This window comes from Lentihominibacter sp. (assembly GCF_046951855.1).
Taxonomy (GTDB): Bacteria; Bacillota; Clostridia; order Peptostreptococcales; family Anaerovoracaceae; genus Lentihominibacter; species Lentihominibacter hominis.
Window position 1 is genome coordinate 61,668 of record NZ_JBKTXS010000003.1, and the last position, 17,798, is coordinate 79,465.

Genomic DNA, 17,798 nt, shown 5'->3' on the forward strand with positions numbered 1-17,798 from the left:
TATGAAATTTCAAAAAATTACAATTATTCTCTTGGTATTATCTATGATTGCTTTAATGACCGCATGTTCAGACAAGGATACAAATTCATCACAGACAGCCGACAGCTCAGATACTCCGTATGAAAAACATCTTCTGCCGACTCCTGAAGAATATGGTGAGCTTGAAGGCGGCGGAGCATCCTATGAATCAGTTGGAGATCATTTCGATAGTCCGTATTTCAAAATACTGGATGTCTATAACATGAAGTCAACGGATACACTCACTATCCTGTCAAACTTTGAACCATACGAGGAGACTACTGAATACAGCTGCGGAGCTGCCTCTGTATTTATGACAATGAACTGGCACGGAAACACGGATTACGATGAGCGTACCATTGCAGAAATGTCGGGGACTACCGAATTGGGAGTGGGAATCGATGGTCTTGAAAAGTTCTTCAAAGAAATAGGCTGGAATTATGAAAGAAGTATAAACGGAGAATATACTTTTGACTATGATTCAGACTGGGACGGAGCAACTGCGGATTTCACAGAATGGGTAACGGAAAATCTTAAAGAAGAACGTCCTATTATCGTACAGTGGCTGGATTACGGAGGTCATTACATGAATATCATAGGTTATGATACGATGGGAACCGATGATTTCAGCGATGACGTTCTTATCTTCGGAGATTCCTATGACACTACAGACCATTATCAGGATGGATATTACATCATGGGAGCAGAACGTTTCTTATGCGACTGGTTCCAGCCTGCAAGACATGCTACATCAGCCGACCTTGACCCTCAGCCATGGATCATCGGATGGCCAAAATAAGAATTATACTCAGAAAAAAATGCGTTGGAAAAAATTCCAACGCATTTTAAATTTTTCAGACTTCACATGCAATTAAAATAATCTCTGTATCTCTGCTATATTTTTAATACCGATAAGCTGAACTCCTGCAATTCCTTCTGCCTTTCTCCTGTCATTTATCTCTGCCGATATTTTTTTCAGTCTTTGGGCATTTCTTACAGGAAGAACAATACACTCAAACCCAAGCTTAGCAGCTTCTTTAAGAATCTTCTCGCCATTCTGTACAGCCCTGAGATCACCGGTAAGGCCTATTTCCCCCAGTGCAATGGTTTTGCTTCCTATAGCCTTACCTTTATAAGAGGAATACACAGCCAGAGCTACTGCCAGATCGGTATATGTTCCTTCCGGACGTACTCCTCCCACAATGTTCACATATACATCCTGATTTATAAGCGACAATCCCATTTTCTTCTCAAGCACTGCTAATATCATATTGAGTCTGGAGTTTTCGACACCGATAGATGTTCTTCTGGCAAATCCTATATTTGTCTGGGAAGTAAGCGCCTGTACCTCTAAAACAAGAGGTCTCGTACCTTCATACACTGCTGTAACCACAGAGCCTTCGCTGTCTTTCTCCATTTCTTCCAGCAGAGTCCCGGACAGATTCTCTATCTCTATAAGGCCTTCTTCAGCCATTTCAAAGGCTCCTATCTCACTGGTTGTCCCAAATCTGTTTTTCTGAGCCCTGAGTATTCTCATTTCATGGCTCCTCTCACCGGAGAAACTTAAAACACAGTCCACCATATGTTCTACAATCCTCGGTCCTGCAAGATCCCCGCTTTTTGTCACATGCGCCACTATGAATACAGGTATATTATAAACTTTTCCTATTCTCATAAGCTCATTGCCGCAGACTCTCACTTGAGAAACACTGCCGGGAGCCGAATCAAGCTCTGAGCTGTACATTGTCTGTATAGAATCTATTATCAAAAATCTGGGCTTCAGCTTCATGCAGACTTCACTTATACTCTCTATATTAGTTTCCGCTAAAATAAAAAGATCATCTGACAGTTGTCCGCAGACTCTGTCTGCTCTCATTTTTATCTGTTCTTCCGACTCCTCTCCCGATACGTACAGAACCGTACCCTTACCATATGCTATATGTGCCGCTGCCTGTATTATTATGGTAGATTTCCCTATACCGGGTTCACCGGAAATAAGTGTCAGAGATCCCGGGACCAGACCTCCTCCCAGAACTCTGTTAAGCTCTCCTATCCCTGTATCTATTCTGTCTTTCTCTCCTGATGAAACCTGCCTCAGTTTAACGGGTTTACCTGCTCCGGAATTTATGGCTCCCGCTGACATTCCAAAACGTTCCTTGCCTGCTCCGTCTCTTGAAGATGTCCTCCGTCTCCTGTCTTCGGTATCAAAATCTATAGCCTTTTCTTCCACCATGGAATTCCATGCTCCGCATATACACTGTCCCATCCATTTTGAACTTTCATATCCGCATTCCTGACATACGAATACAGTTTTGTTTTTCTTCGCCATAACATCCTCCGCAAACATCCGTTCTCAATATAGAATAATATAGTACTGGAATGAAGTCAATGATTTTTACATCAGATCTTCTATATGTAAATTTTTAGTCCGCATAACCATTTTCAAATTTTTAAAGATAATTACCGATTAAAAAAAAACTTTGCTATTTCAAAAATATCCTTAAAACATAAAATTTCAGCTTTTATTCAAAAAAATAAAACAGAGACTGTATACCGATAAGAAATTTCTTTTCCGATACCGCCTCTGCTTAAATCAATAATATTTATTTATCCTGCTTCTCCTGATGTTCAGCGATTATTTTCTGAGCTATCTGAGCTGGAACTTCTTCATATCTCTCGAATCTCATATCAAATGTTCCTCTGCCCTGAGTCATTGATCTAAGACCCAAAGCATAATCGAACAGCTCTGCCTGAGGCGCTTCAGCCAAAAGTTTCTGTCCTCCGTTAGCCTGAGGCTCCATTCCCAGGATTTTGCCTCTTCTCTTGTTCATATCTCCCATGACGTCACCCATATAAGCATCCGGAACATATATCTCCATATGCATTATAGGTTCGAGAAGGCAAGGTTTAGCTTCTGCTATACCCTTTTTGAACGCCAACGATGCTGCTATCTTAAAAGCCATTTCGTTAGAATCCACGTCGTGATATGACCCATCGTATAAAACAGCTTTAACATTCACTACCTTGCAGCCTGCCAGAGGACCTTTTTCCATGGACTCTATGAGACCTTTCTCAACTGCCGGAACATAATTCTTAGGAATCGAACCCCCAAATAATTCTTCAGAAAACTCAAATTCTTCTTGTGACGGAGAGAATTTTATATGTACATCTCCGTACTGACCTGCACCGCCCGACTGCTTTTTATGTTTGCCCTGTACATCCGATGCGCCTTTGATAGTCTCTCTGTAAGCTATCTTCTGAGGAATCGTCTTTACGCTCACTCCGAACCTGTCTTTAAGCTTAGCCAGTATAATTCCAAGCTGTATATCTCCCTGTCCGCCCAACAATGTCTGATGTGTCTCGGGATTTCTCTCCACTACAAATGACGGATCTTCTTCTCTCAATTTTGCAAGTCCTGTACCCATTTTTTCATCATCGGCTTTATTCTCTGCTTCTATGGCAATAAAGTATGTAGGAGATGGATAATCGAGCGGCAGATATCTTATGATGTCACTCTTGTCACAGAGAGTATCTCCTGACATGGTATACTGTAATTTTGCTACAGCCACTATATCTCCGGCTTCAGCATAATTCAGTTCCAGCTGTTCTTTACCGCGAAGGAAAAACAGCTTTCCAAGCTTTTCCGACTTTCCGGCCCTCTCATTATACACTTCGGTACCTGAATTGATCTTACCTGTAACCACTTTCATCAGTGATATCTTCCCAACAAACGGATCTATTATAGTCTTGAACACAAACGCAGACATAGGCGCATCTGTAAGAGATATTCTCTCAACAGGTTCATTTTTATCGTTAAACCCTTTGTACGGTCCATGCTGAAGAGGTGTTGGCACATAAGTTATCAGCAGATCAAGCAGACCCTCAATACCATGCCCCAGTTCAAACGCTGATGAGCATACCGGCACTATAACTCCGTCAGAAATACCTTTTACCAGACCTTTCTTTATCTCTTCATCAGAGAAATCCTCGCCTTCAAAATATTTTTCCATCAGCTCATCATCTGCCATAGCGATAGCTTCCTTGAGTTCTTCGTCTATCTCAGTGGTAATAGGCCAGCTAAAAGGAATGAGAGTCTCGCCAAAAGCCTCTTTAAGTTCAGCGAAAGTCTTATGATAATCAAATTCATCCTTATCTCTTTTATTTATGACAATGAATCTTGGCGTCTTATACCGTTCACATGCATTCCAGGCGGCTTCCGTACCTACCTGAACACCTGCTCCCGCATCTACCAAAATAACTGCGGCCTCAGCTGCCCTAAGAGCTGCATTTACTTCACCAACGAAATCAAAATATCCCGGCGTATCGATAAAATTGATCTTGCTGTTCTTCCACTCTATCGGAACAACAGAGGTATTGATGGAATATCCTTTTTCGGCCTCCATTTTGTCATAGTCCGATACAGTATTACCGTCTTCGACTTTTCCCATTTTCGGGATAACGCCTGTCTCATACAACGCAGATTCGAGGAAAGTTGTCTTTCCGCATCCGCCGTGCCCTAACAGAGCAACATTTCTAATGGTTTCACTTGTATAGCCCTTCATTAACTAAGACCTCCTAATCATTTTTGTAAGATGGGAACATTATATCATTGCGGAGGTTTTATTACAATAAAATTAAATTCCAATATTTCTGAATTTTTAATTCTATTTAATGTATGTGCTTATGAAAACTCTTTTTAAAATCTAACCGTCCATATATAAAAAGTAATTATTTTTAAGAACTTCTTTTTTGTCTTCTGAAATTAATTTCACACAGAATCTCAACAGCGAGAGGAAGAAGGAACAATATGGCATAAGCTGAATAGAAAAGATATGACATTGGTGTTACTTCATATATTATTATCTCCGGATCATAATATATGTTAGTCTGATTTAGAGCAGCGCCCACCAGAATCAATGTTACACACAGCGTTACAGCCAGAACAAATCCTCTGTCACGGTTATCGAATCTGTATATAGAGAATGCGGTCCTTCCTCTGAGAAAAAAACCTCTGCATTTCATAGACAAAAGACTTTCCATAAAACTTTCAGAAAACCATCCTATAACCGCCCAAGCTGTACGTAAAAATCCATCTTTTTTTCCTATAGAACTCCGAGAAATCTTTATTTTTTGGTTTTGACTCTTTAACCTGGGGATAAGCCTCAATATCTCAGAGGCCAAAAGCGAAAGTCCCGGAGAAATTCTCCCCAGAAGATAAATTATTTTGTCAGAAGAAAAAATTTCAAAGATACAGGAAAAAAGCATCATCACAGAAGCTAATGCAACACCTGTGGATAATCCGTATATTACAGCTTCTAAGGTTATGCTGTTTCCTATTGCATTCTGGCAAAGAGGCGTCATCCCAAAATGATTGTAATAAGAATAAATAAAAGCATATATCAGGACAAACGGTATTAAACAAACATTAAACATTGCTGCATTTCGCCCTCTTAATTTAACGGAATAAGCAAACGATGATATATAGGAAAGAGCGACAAATACAGGATGATCAAAGATCACTGTAAAAATCACAGTTGCCGAAAAGTATATAAAATTTATCAGCGGATGATAACTGTCAAATCTCATATAAATCCATCCTCATTCATCATTCCGTATTTAGTCTTTATTCTGTCGAGTTTTTCGGTCATAGGCCTGCACAGGATAAACAGAGTTGCCATAGTAGACGCTGCCAAAACACCATTAAAAGGAACTCCTGCACTGTATACCATCAGTGCAGAAGATATGTTTATTGTACTGCTCATAGTGAAAAGTGTACATGTGTCAAGAAGAGGCCCTGTTATAATCATTATAACAAGACCGCCAAAAACAGTAACAAATATCCTTTTTTCGGGAGTGATTATCCCCTTCCTGCTCAAAAGACCGGCAATAAAGCCTGCCATGCCGTAAGCAAACATCTGCCACGGAGTCCATGGACCCTGTCCAAACATAAAATTGCTGACAAAAGCACTGACACATCCTGTCAAAAATCCCGAAATCGGACCTAATGATATTCCTGCTATTATAATGATCCCTACTATTGGTTTGACCTGCGGCAGCATAATAAAAGCCGCTCTGGATATGACTGCTATAGCGCACATCACTGCAATGACAGTCAATTCTCTGGCCTTAGGACGCTTGCCTTCAAATGCCGCTGCAAAAGGAATCATCGCAAGAATAATAATAACAACTCCACATACATAAAAACTCCTGCCTCCCATGTATAAGGAGAGTATCATGAAAGCCGGTATCAATATAAAAACAACTGCTATAGTCATCAACAGATATTTTCTTTTCATAACTGTTTTCACTCTCATCGATTCATTTGACATAATCTTATCACATCCTCATTAGTAACTGCATCACTGAATATGTGCCTGCTCATTCTGTTTGCAGCCGTAGTATAAAAGCTATTATGAGAAAAAAACCTGTCAGGGGTATCAGAGGTAATGATACTACCGTCAAAAAACAGACTGACATTATCAGCATATTTAGCGCAAAACTCTATATCATGAGAAACCATGATTATAGTAACACCTTTTTCTTTAAGCTCATTCAGCAACTCTGCAAATTTTATCTTAAAAAAATTATCCATTCCTTTTGTGGGCTCATCCAGAAGTAATATTTTAGGATCTGTTAAAAGCACCTTCGCAAGTGCCGTCCTTTGCTGTTCTCCTCCTGAAAGATCATATGGATGGTGATTAAGCAGATCTTTTATGCCGCATAAACTGATTACGCGTTCTATGGAAATTCCTCTATTTTCATCTGAATCTGTCTCCATCTCTTCAAGCTCTTCTTTCACAGTTTTTTTAACAAAGAGACTTTTAGGATCCTGAGGAAGCATAACTATGTTGTTTTTAAAAAGCTCTCCGTTTTTGTATTTTTCAATTCGTCTCCCTCTTATCAACACTTTTCCCCGATAAGGCCTGCATATATTACAAATAGTTTTCAGCGCAGTAGATTTTCCGGTACCGTTCCCTCCTACTATTGCAAACAGTTGGTTTTCAGTTATCTCTATGGACAGTCCCTTTAGAATATCAGGGGAATTTTTCTCATATCTAAACCATACTTCTTTTAGCTGTACAACAGTATTTCCGGCGTTTTTTTCCTCATATGGCCCGTCTTTTTTCTCCAGACTTTTTACACTTATTTTTCGGTTGCCTAATTCCTCAGACAGCCACTTTCTTCCATCCCTTACAGTCAGAGGGCATTTCAGCTGACTTTTTGTTCCGTAATATATCTGTACAGGAGAAGGCATAGCCGCAAACATATCGTTATGTTCTCCCCTCAGCAGCTCACCTATTTTTTCAGGTCTTTCATCAGCTGCTATCCTGCCTTTATCCAATACTATCACTCTATCTGAAACAGGAAATATGTCTTCCAACCTGTGTTCGGTAATTATCACCGTCGTTCCCAGCTCCAGATTTATCTTACGCACTGTCCCTAAAAAATCTGCCGCAGCAATGGGATCAAGCTGGCTGGTCGGCTCGTCCAGTATAAGAACTTCAGGCTGCATAACCATTATGGAAGCAAGACTCAAAAGCTGCTTCTGTCCGCCTGAAAGCTCTTTTACATCTTTATGAAACCAGCCCTGTATGCCAAAATAACTGGCCATCTCAGCGACTCGCAGCCTCATTGTACGCTGATGGGTACCGAGATTCTCAAGGCCAAAAGCAAGTTCATGCCATACTTTATCTGTAACAATCTGATCATCCGGATCTTGCATAACATACCCTATTTTTACAGCTTGCTCTTTCAGATTCATATCTTCCAAAGGCTTTCCATCAAAAAAAATTTCACCTGTTTTTCTGCCATGAGGAGACAAAACACCTTTTAGATGTCTGAGAAGAGTAGTCTTGCCACATCCGCTTTTACCGCATATAGTAATATATTCTCCCTTCGCCACCGAAAGATTTACATGTTCAAGGGCAGGATTTTCCCTGCCAGGATAATAAAATGTCAGATCTTTGATTTCAAAATGCGCCATTTAACTGCCTCCATAATATTGACCCCAGTGGGAATAAACAAAAATATACAGTAAGAACCCATACCGACAGCAGATTCAAAAGAACTGAGACTGCTGATAAAAATATCAGGCGTATATCCCACATCTGCCGCTCCCAGCCAACAACTGACTGCAACAGCTGACATAAGAACTGCCATGAATATAACCATAATCTTATCTCTAACCTCAAAAGAATAATTTGAAAAGCTGCTTCGCCTTCCGCACCCATATCCCCTGCTTTTCATGCTGTCAGCAGTGATTACGCCGCCTTCCAGAGACCACGTGGCAAGAGCTGAAACAATAGTCATCCCTTCTCTCAGGCGTTTTGACATATACATGCCTTCCCCGGATTTACCTGTACATCTGCGAGCCCAATAAATCTGCATGAGTCTTCTGCTGTATCCTGGTATAAGCCTTAAAACCATCGTGAGTACCAGTGAAACAGAAGGAATCATATGAGAAAAAATATACATGAATTTATCACTGGTCATTACTTTGTTATAACACGCAAACCAGAGCATTATAGTTATAAACATAGCGCCTATTGCCATGCCATAGCAAAGAGCTTCCCATGTATATGGCCTTCCCGCAAAATAAGTAAATAGTATTTTAACACCATCTGTATTGAACACAGGATTCAGCAAGGATACTGCGAAAAAAACCGGGATAAGTCCTATTGCCAATTTTATTGCTTTTTTACCATTTACAATAAAACAATAACTTAAAGACAAAATCACAGAACATACCAGAAAAAGGGGATGTATCAGGAACATCCCCATCACGACAGCTCCTGCAAAAAACATGAAATTCACTGCCGGGCTATATGTTGAAAAGGTATCTCTGTGATCTGTCATATATATACCATATTTTTCTATTATCTATTTCTTTCAGCAAGCTCGGCAAGCTCACTGAAACGGCTTTTTATATATTCATATGAATTCCTTCTGTGAGGAATAAGGCACGCGCTGCAGTCTTTTATCCCATTGTCCAAATATATGAACTGCCCGCCGCACTTACTTCCCAGAGTATACAGAGGACAGTAACAGAACAGACAATTAAAATCTTCTTTATCTTCTACTTCATGACATGGGAAATACTCACAGCCACTATTGTTAAAAAACATTTTTCATCCTCTCCCGATTCCGTATACCAACATATGATATCAGTTGGACGTCGTTTTTTCAAGATATTATGAATCACCATGCTTGTTTCTCTTTTTTACTATAATCAAGGTGGTCAAAGCGAAGGCAGCTATAGCTGCAGCTATTATCCATGCCATATGATATACAGCCAACGTACCCACACCAAAAAGATCATTCCACGAACCTTCAACACCTGCCACAGCATACAGTGAAAAATCCTGAGATTTGAATACTATATATCCGTTCTTTTCTTCACATTTTATAAATTGTATATCTCCTCCATCATCCACATGTACGATCACTGTAGAATCAAAATCCTTCATATCGGGCTTTGGAATTTTTATTTTTACAAGGTCTGAAGGCTCATATTGGTTTCCTGTCAAAAGATCTTCAAAATATATATCATATGTTTTAAGAATATCTGAATCCTCTTTCAGAATACGTCTTATGCTGTCAGTCGTATCATTATCAAAATCTGTTTCTTTTACCACAAGACGATAATGCCATTGTATATCTTCTGCCATTATACCAGTCTGCAAATCTTTGTGCAGTACTTTCCCAAGCTTATCAAGAAGCTCTTTAAATTCTGTATAATTCTTTACAAGAAGTTTCTCGTCATCACTTAGTGAGTCGTATGCGTTATATGCCTCTATTATTAAATCCAGCTGTTGCTCCGTGAGCTTTGACAAATCTGAAGGCAAAGCCTTATCAGGATCATCAGGATTCAAAACTGCTTCTATCATGCTCATCACCTGTTCTACAGTCGTAAGCTTGGCCTTCACACTCTTAGTTTTTCCTGAAGCCTTCTTTTCAGCGCCGGCGGTATTTTTATTTTCAGATGCTTGATTTTCTTCGGCAAAACCTTTTTCTTCTATCTTTGTCATTTCTTTAACGTCAGTCATATCAAACAGGCTCGTCTTTCCTCCCTTTAATCTGTAATACGATGCCAGCGCATAATATGACTGTTCGGTAGCCATACCGTTTTCCGCGGCAGAGCTTGACATAGTATGCATAAAGCTGCCGTTACTGTAGAAAGACAACAGCGCATTCATCACACTATTTCCGTTTTTAATAAATCTTCCATCGTCTGCCGGATCAATGCCAAGACTCGTGAGAGCTACAATAACCTGAGCATTTGACTCTGCGTTGGCGGTGCCATAAGCTCTAAACTTACCGTCACTTCCCTGCATATCCGAAAGCCTGCCCAATGCTTTATCTACAGCAGCCTTCACTTTATTATCAGTGTCATAATACGGAGCCAGAGCCTGTAATGCCATCGCTGTTATATCAACTTCCGTATCTTTTTCTCCTGCCGAAAATCCTCCGTCTTTAAGCTGCGCGTCCAGTATACAGCTTATCAGTGCATCACGGGTTGTCTGTACTTTTCCTTCAGGTGCGTCAGGTACGTCATAGTCGTAAGAATCCAGCGCTATAAGTGCCCAGATCGGACCATTAATACCCTGTTCATTCACGTAATCCAGATCTGCCAAAGGCTCCAGTAAATTATAACCTGCTACATCTGTAACATCTTTACCTATTGACGTAAGGCCCAGTATCACTCTGGAATTGTCAGTGGATTTAGTACTGTGAAGTTTGGCGCTGCCCTTTTTTCTGACATATTTAATTACATTTTGGCTATACTGTTCTGAAACACTTTCAGTAATTACACCTGCCCTGGCAAGTCCAAGAGCCGCCCAGTCACCGTGAGACGCTCCGACAGTCAGACTGTATTGGTTCGCTTTATCAAGCAAAGTATCTCCTGTATCTGCATATATCTTATCTATAGACTCTTGGTTTTCTTTTCGAAGCTCATTTATTTTTAAAACAGCAGCTTCAAGCTTTGCTTTGGCTGCAGATGAAACGAGTGCTTTCGCCTCATCATTCAGAGAATTATAAGCGCTGTCTGCCTTATCTACCAGAGTTCCATCTGATAAGATCAATTTATCCACATCAGGTATACTGTCTATGAGAGCTTCTACTTCATCCGCAGACTCCTGAGGTGTTTTGTCTCCATCCCAGTCAATCTCACTGTAATCATCAACATAGAAAAACCTCATATCATCTCCGTCCTTTAAAGTGACAGCTTCCATATAATCAGTGAATTTACCGTTTATAGTATACATCCATCCGCTTCGCGGACCATTGGTAAGCTCTGCCAAATTTATGCCGGTTTCAGGATCGTATATAGCCGATACATAACTATTGCCGCTCATCTCATATTCCATCCCTGCATCGTTAATAGCCGTTTTAAACAAATCCAATGCAGTTGATCCCAATTTCAGAGTATACGATTTTTTCTCTATCCAGTCATAATATTTTTCATGCTGTACATTAGGACCATGAGCCGTATCACCTATAAGAGTTATGCTGACTTTTATTTCTCCCGGCTGAGGTTCTTCCTCCCCTGATGAACCTCCTTCAGAAGCTCCTGTCAATTCCCACTGTAATACAGGATATCCTTCATTCAATCCTTTTGAATCTGATACGAAATATCTGCTTCCTACCTGATTGTTAAGCAAAGTAATGAAATTGTCTTTTTTCATTCCGGAAGAGCTTACTCCCGTGGCAGTTTTATCTGTAGCCATACTTTCATCTTCCGCAAGATAATAACTGCCTGTTGTCTGCGTTATATATTCGGTTCCTGAAATGTTTCCCAACACGCCATACGAATATGCTCCCGATTCTACTTCACCGATATTGTAACAACCTTGAGGAGCCGCACAAACCGTCGCTTCTCCGGCTATTCCGCCTTTATATTTACTTCCTTTCACTGCTGCAGTATTATAACTTGCCTCCACTACAGCATAATTAGTCATGACCCCCGAAATTCCTCCTACATAAGAAGATGTCCCGCTTATTCCTACCTGACCTGTATTGATACATTGACTGACAGTACCGTAAGCAACCGTACCTGTTATTCCTCCTATACGTTCTTTGCCGGTCAATGCCGCCGAATTCCCGCACTGACTTATTTTTCCGTTAAGTCCCAGCTGTCCGGCTATTCCGCCTACTTCACTGATGCCTTCTATGCTTCCCGAGAATGTGCATCCTACGATTTTTCCTTCGGTATATCCAGCTATCCCTCCTGTATTTGATGCGGAGCCACTGACCTTTATATTGCCTGAAAGGTTCAGGTTCTTCACCGTTCCCTTCCCATCTATGCTGCCAAACAGTCCCTGATCATCTTTTGCCGCTGATATAACCAATCCTGTTATTTTTTTACCTTTGCCGTCAAATGCTCCAGAATATGGATCATTACTGTTATTTCCTATAGGATACCATGTCTCTCCTGTCAGCGTTATATCCTGTATAAGCTGCGCATCTGCAGAGGTCATTCCTCCGTTTACTTTATTGACAAACCATTTCAGCTGGGCTTCACTGGAAATCTCATATACGCCTCCCTTGAGTGAAGGTTCATCACACTGGCTCTCCGGCCATATACCTGCATCTTCAGCAGTTTTGACAGTGCCTGCTTTTGCTGTTATTTCACCCGGCATATTTTTACTTGACACGATAACACTTATATCTTTTCCCAGATCCTCATTTGTCAGCAGATAGCTTTCTTCTGTCGCTGTTTCTATTTTTTTAGCTCCTCTATACCATTGATATTTCAAAGCAGAGGCAGATTCACTTCCTGAATATTTTACCGTGAGCTTATGCCCCTCTACCGCATATCCGTTTATTTTCGCAGTCCCGGTGAATCCTTCTATTTCTTCTGATTTACCCTTTACTATTCCTGACAGACTGTTGTCCATACATTTAGCATATACCTTTGTTCCTACGAGTTCATTAGGTATAGTATATGTATCAGAAACAGCCAACACCTCCTGCTCTCCACTCCAGTCACGATACCATACAAAGATAGGCTCTTTACTGTTTCCGCTCTTATAAGAAGCCCTTACAGTATCGCCTACACATATGGACTTCGGAAGCGTTAAAGATCCATCTATTGCCTTTTTTAAATCTGTCATTTCCATAAGAGACTCTGCCTTGATCAGAATCTCTGCAAGAGGAACTGCTTCTCCTCCGTTGGATCCGCTTGCTGCGATATCGAGAAGGTTCAAATAATAAGCTTCACTTACACCACTGACCATTTCTCCTACGGCTCCGCCTACGCGAAATTCCTCGCTGCTTTCAGTCTCTTGATAAGCCCCGCTGACATCGCCTATGCTATACAGTTTTTCTGCCTTAGATCCTACAGTGTTTATTCCCACACAGCCGCCTACTCCGCTTCCTCGGCTCACTACATTTCCGGTATTATAAAGAGACAATACATTACTGTCATTGCGGCCTATTATACCTCCTACAAAAGCAGACCTACTTTTTGCAGTACTTATAATGTGTCCGCTATTGACACATCTGCTTATATTTCCATCAAAATCTTTATCATTGGTATTGTCTGCAGCTATACCTGCAGCAAATGTCCCTGTTGCTGTCACCAGTCCGGTATTTACTGATTCCGATATACTGCCGCCCTTGTTTGAGGCAGTTATCCCGGACACATATGAACCTCCTGAAACATTTCCGTTATTCGTACACTTTATTATGGTTCCGCCTTTTAAATTGACGCCGGATATACCTGATGTATAATTGCCGCCGGATACGGTTACATTGGATATCACTTCTGATATCAATCCTTCGTTATATCCTGCTACCGCTCCGCTGTTATCGGCATTTTTGATCAAGCCTGATATAATGACATTTTTGATGCTTCCTTTATTATAGGCAATCAGCCCGGCTCCGCTGCCTCCTTTTATATAAAGATTGTTTACAGTATATCCGTTTCCGTCCAGCATTCCCAGAAAAGCTTTTTCTTCACGGTTTCCTCCAATAGGTTCCCACGGCTGATTATTAAGATCCACATCTTCAGTCAGGACACCTTTTATATCAGGGGTATTTTCGGCAGAATCTGCAAACCACTTCAAATCTCCCGGTGATTCAAGCTGATAAACGCCCTCTATCTGTTCAGGTGCCTGTTCTGATGCAGTTCCGTCCCATCCGTCTTCCGAAGGAGAAGGTCCGTCAGGATCTGTTGCGGTCTTATCCGTCTGCCATAAAAGAACCGGGTAGCCATTGTTTATGCCTTCTTCATCAGCAGTAAATAATTCACCCAGCTCTGATTCTTCCACGCCACATGTGAGGACTTTCAGTTCATCAGATGTCTTAGGCAGAATACTGCCGTTTTGAATAGCATAATCGCCTTCTTTTCCCACAGCCTCTTCTGCTGTTGAGTCAAGATAATATACTCTGTCAACTGATTCCGGTTTATATCCCAGACTCCCCGCTATGCCGCCGGCATTGCCTACTGCCGCAGTGCTGACAGAGCCTGCAGAATATGCATTCTTTATATGTCCATATCTGAATTCTCCTACAACACCTCCGGCAACTCCTGCTTCTGCCGATGCCTTTACAGACCCTATGCTATATACGCCCTCAACAGTTCCTCCCATATATAGGCTTCCTGTTATTCCTCCAACGAAGCTGGCGCCTTCAACGCTGCCTGCATTATATGAATCAGTAAGAGCTTCACTGGCATTGGAGTATACGCGGCCGGCTATACCACCTGCATAATTTCCCGTTGCTGCTACCTTGGCCAGATTAGAACATTTAGAAACTGATATGTTGCTGTCCAGCTCTCCTACTATTCCCCCTATATATCCTTTTCCGCTGACTGATACAGATGATGTAGTATGGCAGTTTGTGATGTTTCCTTTAGAATCCCCTGCAACGGCTCCCACATAATTTGCCGATGACATGATGATACTGTCAGAAATCGTCAGGTTCTTCACTTCTCCGCCTGCTCCCACATATCCGAAAAATCCCGTATTTGACAGCGCCTTATTATTGATATACAAACCCGAAACAGTATGTCCGTTTCCATCAAAAGTACCTGTATACGCCTTGCTGCTTGATATACCTTTAGGAGTCCATTCATATATACTGCTGCCTACGTCTACGTTTACAGATTCATTTATCCTTATGTCCGCCGTAAGCTTAGCAGAAGCTTTGAGATCCGCTTCTTTGTTAAACCACATGAGTTCGTCAGACGTACTTATAAGATACACTCCGTCTTTGTCTTTAGACGGCTCATCAGTTGTTTCTCCGTCCCATACAGTCTGTATGACAAGGTATGCTTCATCCACTGTCAGATCCGCATAGTTCACCGTAAACTCTCCGCTTACAGATTTATATCCGGCACTCGATACCCTATAAGTATAATTCCCGTTAGGCAATGAAAAACTGCCGTCTTTCTCTGCAGTGATAACTGTTTGCGGATATTCCTTGCTTGCCACTGTTATAACAGTATCAGAAGCCTGCCCTCCTGTCTCTTTGACAAAAGGTATTGATACTTTATATGTCTGCTGCTTCACAAGAGATATGATCTTTTTGTCTGAATCTTTATTTCCCTTTACATTAAAAGATCCGCTCTTTGAAGTGTATCCATATGCCTTCGCTTCGTATTGATAAGGGTTTCCGCTCTTAGGCAGACTGTAAGTCCTTCCGTCTGCCATCGGAGTCTGTTCCCTGCCATCCTTATCTCTGACCGCAAGCTGTATATCCTCAGGCTCTGTTTCAAATACATAATCATATTTTTTCACCTGCAAAGCTGCACTTATCTCCTGCCCTCCGTAAGCAACGGTAAATTCTCCGCTTACAGTATCATACTCATCGCATGATACCGTATAACTGTAATTACCGTTTTTTAGATAATAAATATTTGAGTCGCCTTCAGACGGATCTACGATTTTTCCTGCCGAGTCTTCCACTGTCAAGTGGGCTTCTGCAGGATTGATAATAAACTTTACTGCATACTGTGAATTGGGGTCCTGCCATCCCAATATCGGCATTCCCCCATCCGGATCTACGGCAAAATTCCCTCCAAGTTCCGCAGCAAAGTCCGCAGACTTCATTTCACCGGATGTTTTAGATGAAATCCCTTTTGTATCCTGAGAATAACCATCTCCTTGATCGCATGCACTTTCAAGGTAATAGCAGCTCTCTGCTTTTGCAAGTCCTGTTGTGGAAGTTCCGCTATAATTCTTGCCGCTGCTGTTTCCTATCACGCCGCCGCATGTTACATCGGAAACATTAGTATCCTTACTTACATTCCCCGTATTATAACAATGCTTAACATCTAAACTATAGCTGACGCCGGATACTCCACCTGCTACTCCTCCTATTCCTTTAGCATTAGTATCATTGAAATCATTAACAGGAGAAATCCCCTTGATACTGCCTGAGTTATAGCATGATTCAACTGTTGATGATTTTCCTGCCGAATCGCCTAAAATACCGCCGACTCCGTATATCCCTGTTATATTCCCTGTATTAAAAGACTTTTCAATAGTTCCGTCAAGACTTCCGGAAATACCGCCTGTGCGTTTCAATGTACTCGTTATGCCCGCCGTATTGCCGCACATAGAAATAACTGAACTGCTGGATGCCCCACCTGCTATTCCTCCTGTGCAGTATGCATATGAACTCGGCTTACCTTTGTTTACTATTTGACCATTATTGAAACAATTGGAGATATCAGCGCCCATGGCTGTCGCCGTTATTCCTCCCACGTAATCTCCGCAGCCTGATATTTTACCGTTATTTGTACATGCTACTATGCTGCTGCCTGCTCCTGCTCTTGAAGCAATGCCTGCAGCATATCCCTTACTAACAGCTGTGACATTCACATTGTTTACGCAGTTTTCAATGCTAAAAGCCTCCCCATAACTGATTACACCGGCAGCATAGCTGGTGCCGGATGTGCTTGTAGTAACACTCCCGTTTAGTGTGAGATTTTTTACAGTTGCGCCCTTGGCATATCCTATGAATGCCTGATAAGCTTTATCGTTATTGATATTAAGGCCTGTAATTTTCTTTCCGTTTCCGTCAAATGTGCCTCCGTAAATCACATAATCACTGTATATATTGACAGTCTGGCCTATAGGAATCCATTCCTTATCTGAAATATCTATATCCTCTTCCAGTACTGCGCATAACTCGGATGTACTTTTTTTGGCGCTGCCGTTTACTTTCTCGGCAAACCACCGAAGCTGAGAAGCATTTTCAATCTCATAGGGCTCCGTTTCGGTGCCTTTGCCTGCAGGTTCCGAATCGTTTATTTCCGCCGTCTTTACTGCCGTATCCCCTATTTTTGCCGATTCTTCGTCTTGGATCACCGTTACGAGAACTGTCTTGCTCTCTGCTGAAGCTTTGCTTTCGCCCAAAGTATTTGTCACTGTAACTCTATAATACGTTTTTCCCGCAGTATCAGTGTCCGGAAGATATTCCTTTTCAATGGAATTTTCTATATCAGAAAAAATCTTTCCGTCTGTACTTTGCTGCCACTGATACGAAATATTTCCTCCATCTGAAGATGATGCCTCAATACAAAGAAGCTCTGCTTTTTCTCCTTTTTCATATGAGATTTCCTCTTCTGGAATATCCTTCTCTATTTTCGGTTCCGCTGCTGTCCCCATTTCCCTGCTGGTAACTGTCGGATCTGATGAAGATATCTCCCCACCATATGCCCATGACGGCATCAGAGAAGTGAACAGCATCATAAGAATCAATACTGCTCCTAAACTTTTACCTTTTCTTCTTCTCTCACTCATTTCTTGCCTCCAATATATCTTCTTCCC

Annotated in this window: 9 protein-coding genes; 1 reads left to right on the forward strand and 8 read right to left on the reverse strand. The window is 41.4% G+C overall.

The features are described 5' to 3' along the window. The first annotated feature begins 1 nt into the window (after position 1). Entirely contained in the window at positions 2–817 is an 816-nt protein-coding gene (locus ACLR96_RS01590) for a C39 family peptidase (RefSeq protein WP_177269541.1), read from the forward strand. A gap of 72 nt (positions 818–889) precedes the next feature. Here ACLR96_RS01590 and radA read toward each other — a convergent pair whose 3' ends face one another. The 8 genes from radA to ACLR96_RS01630 all read right to left on the reverse strand — a co-directional run bounded on the left by radA (position 890) and on the right by ACLR96_RS01630 (position 17,771). Further along, positions 890–2,347, reverse strand: a complete 1,458-nt coding sequence (gene radA, locus ACLR96_RS01595) for a DNA repair protein RadA (protein WP_177269543.1) — start codon at positions 2,345–2,347, stop codon at positions 890–892. A gap of 274 nt (positions 2,348–2,621) precedes the next feature. Next, positions 2,622–4,580, reverse strand: coding sequence for an elongation factor G (locus ACLR96_RS01600; protein WP_177269545.1), 1,959 nt, complete (start codon positions 4,578–4,580; stop codon positions 2,622–2,624). A 172-nt stretch (positions 4,581–4,752) separates the two neighbouring features. Beyond that, positions 4,753–5,604: an energy-coupling factor transporter transmembrane component T gene (locus ACLR96_RS01605; protein WP_177269547.1), complete on the reverse strand. Its 852-nt coding sequence runs from the start codon at positions 5,602–5,604 to the stop codon at positions 4,753–4,755. Beyond that, the gene (locus tag ACLR96_RS01610) at positions 5,601–6,347 is read right to left on the reverse strand and encodes an ECF transporter S component (RefSeq protein ID WP_177269549.1); all 747 of its coding nucleotides are present in this window, start codon (positions 6,345–6,347) and stop codon (positions 5,601–5,603) included. The genes ACLR96_RS01605 and ACLR96_RS01610 overlap by 4 nt, the downstream gene beginning before the upstream one ends. Further along, the gene (locus tag ACLR96_RS01615; RefSeq protein ID WP_177269551.1) at positions 6,329–8,002 is read right to left on the reverse strand and encodes an energy-coupling factor transporter ATPase; all 1,674 of its coding nucleotides are present in this window, start codon (positions 8,000–8,002) and stop codon (positions 6,329–6,331) included. The genes ACLR96_RS01610 and ACLR96_RS01615 overlap by 19 nt, the downstream gene beginning before the upstream one ends. Further along, positions 7,975–8,874 (reverse strand): energy-coupling factor transporter transmembrane component T, encoded by a 900-nt coding sequence (locus ACLR96_RS01620; RefSeq protein WP_412265084.1) that lies wholly within the window; start codon positions 8,872–8,874, stop codon positions 7,975–7,977. The genes ACLR96_RS01615 and ACLR96_RS01620 overlap by 28 nt, the downstream gene beginning before the upstream one ends. A gap of 20 nt (positions 8,875–8,894) precedes the next feature. Next, a complete protein-coding gene (locus tag ACLR96_RS01625) occupies positions 8,895–9,143 on the reverse strand; it encodes a cysteine-rich small domain-containing protein (RefSeq protein WP_177269555.1) in 249 nt (82 codons plus the stop codon). Between the two features lie 66 nt (positions 9,144–9,209). Beyond that, the gene (locus tag ACLR96_RS01630; RefSeq protein WP_177269557.1) at positions 9,210–17,771 is read right to left on the reverse strand and encodes a DUF4430 domain-containing protein; all 8,562 of its coding nucleotides are present in this window, start codon (positions 17,769–17,771) and stop codon (positions 9,210–9,212) included. Between the last annotated feature and the right edge of the window lie 27 nt (positions 17,772–17,798).

Coding starts and splice junctions, on each gene's coding strand:
- ACLR96_RS01590 (WP_177269541.1), top strand. CDS start 2: ATGAAATTTCAAAAAATTACAATTATTCTCTTGGTATTATCTATGATT.
- radA (WP_177269543.1), bottom strand. CDS start 2,347: ATGGCGAAGAAAAACAAAACTGTATTCGTATGTCAGGAATGCGGATAT.
- ACLR96_RS01600 (WP_177269545.1), bottom strand. CDS start 4,580: ATGAAGGGCTATACAAGTGAAACCATTAGAAATGTTGCTCTGTTAGGG.
- ACLR96_RS01605 (WP_177269547.1), bottom strand. CDS start 5,604: ATGAGATTTGACAGTTATCATCCGCTGATAAATTTTATATACTTTTCG.
- ACLR96_RS01610 (WP_177269549.1), bottom strand. CDS start 6,347: ATGTCAAATGAATCGATGAGAGTGAAAACAGTTATGAAAAGAAAATAT.
- ACLR96_RS01615 (WP_177269551.1), bottom strand. CDS start 8,002: ATGGCGCATTTTGAAATCAAAGATCTGACATTTTATTATCCTGGCAGG.
- ACLR96_RS01620 (WP_412265084.1), bottom strand. CDS start 8,874: ATGACAGATCACAGAGATACCTTTTCAACATATAGCCCGGCAGTGAAT.
- ACLR96_RS01625 (WP_177269555.1), bottom strand. CDS start 9,143: ATGTTTTTTAACAATAGTGGCTGTGAGTATTTCCCATGTCATGAAGTA.
- ACLR96_RS01630 (WP_177269557.1), bottom strand. CDS start 17,771: ATGAGTGAGAGAAGAAGAAAAGGTAAAAGTTTAGGAGCAGTATTGATT.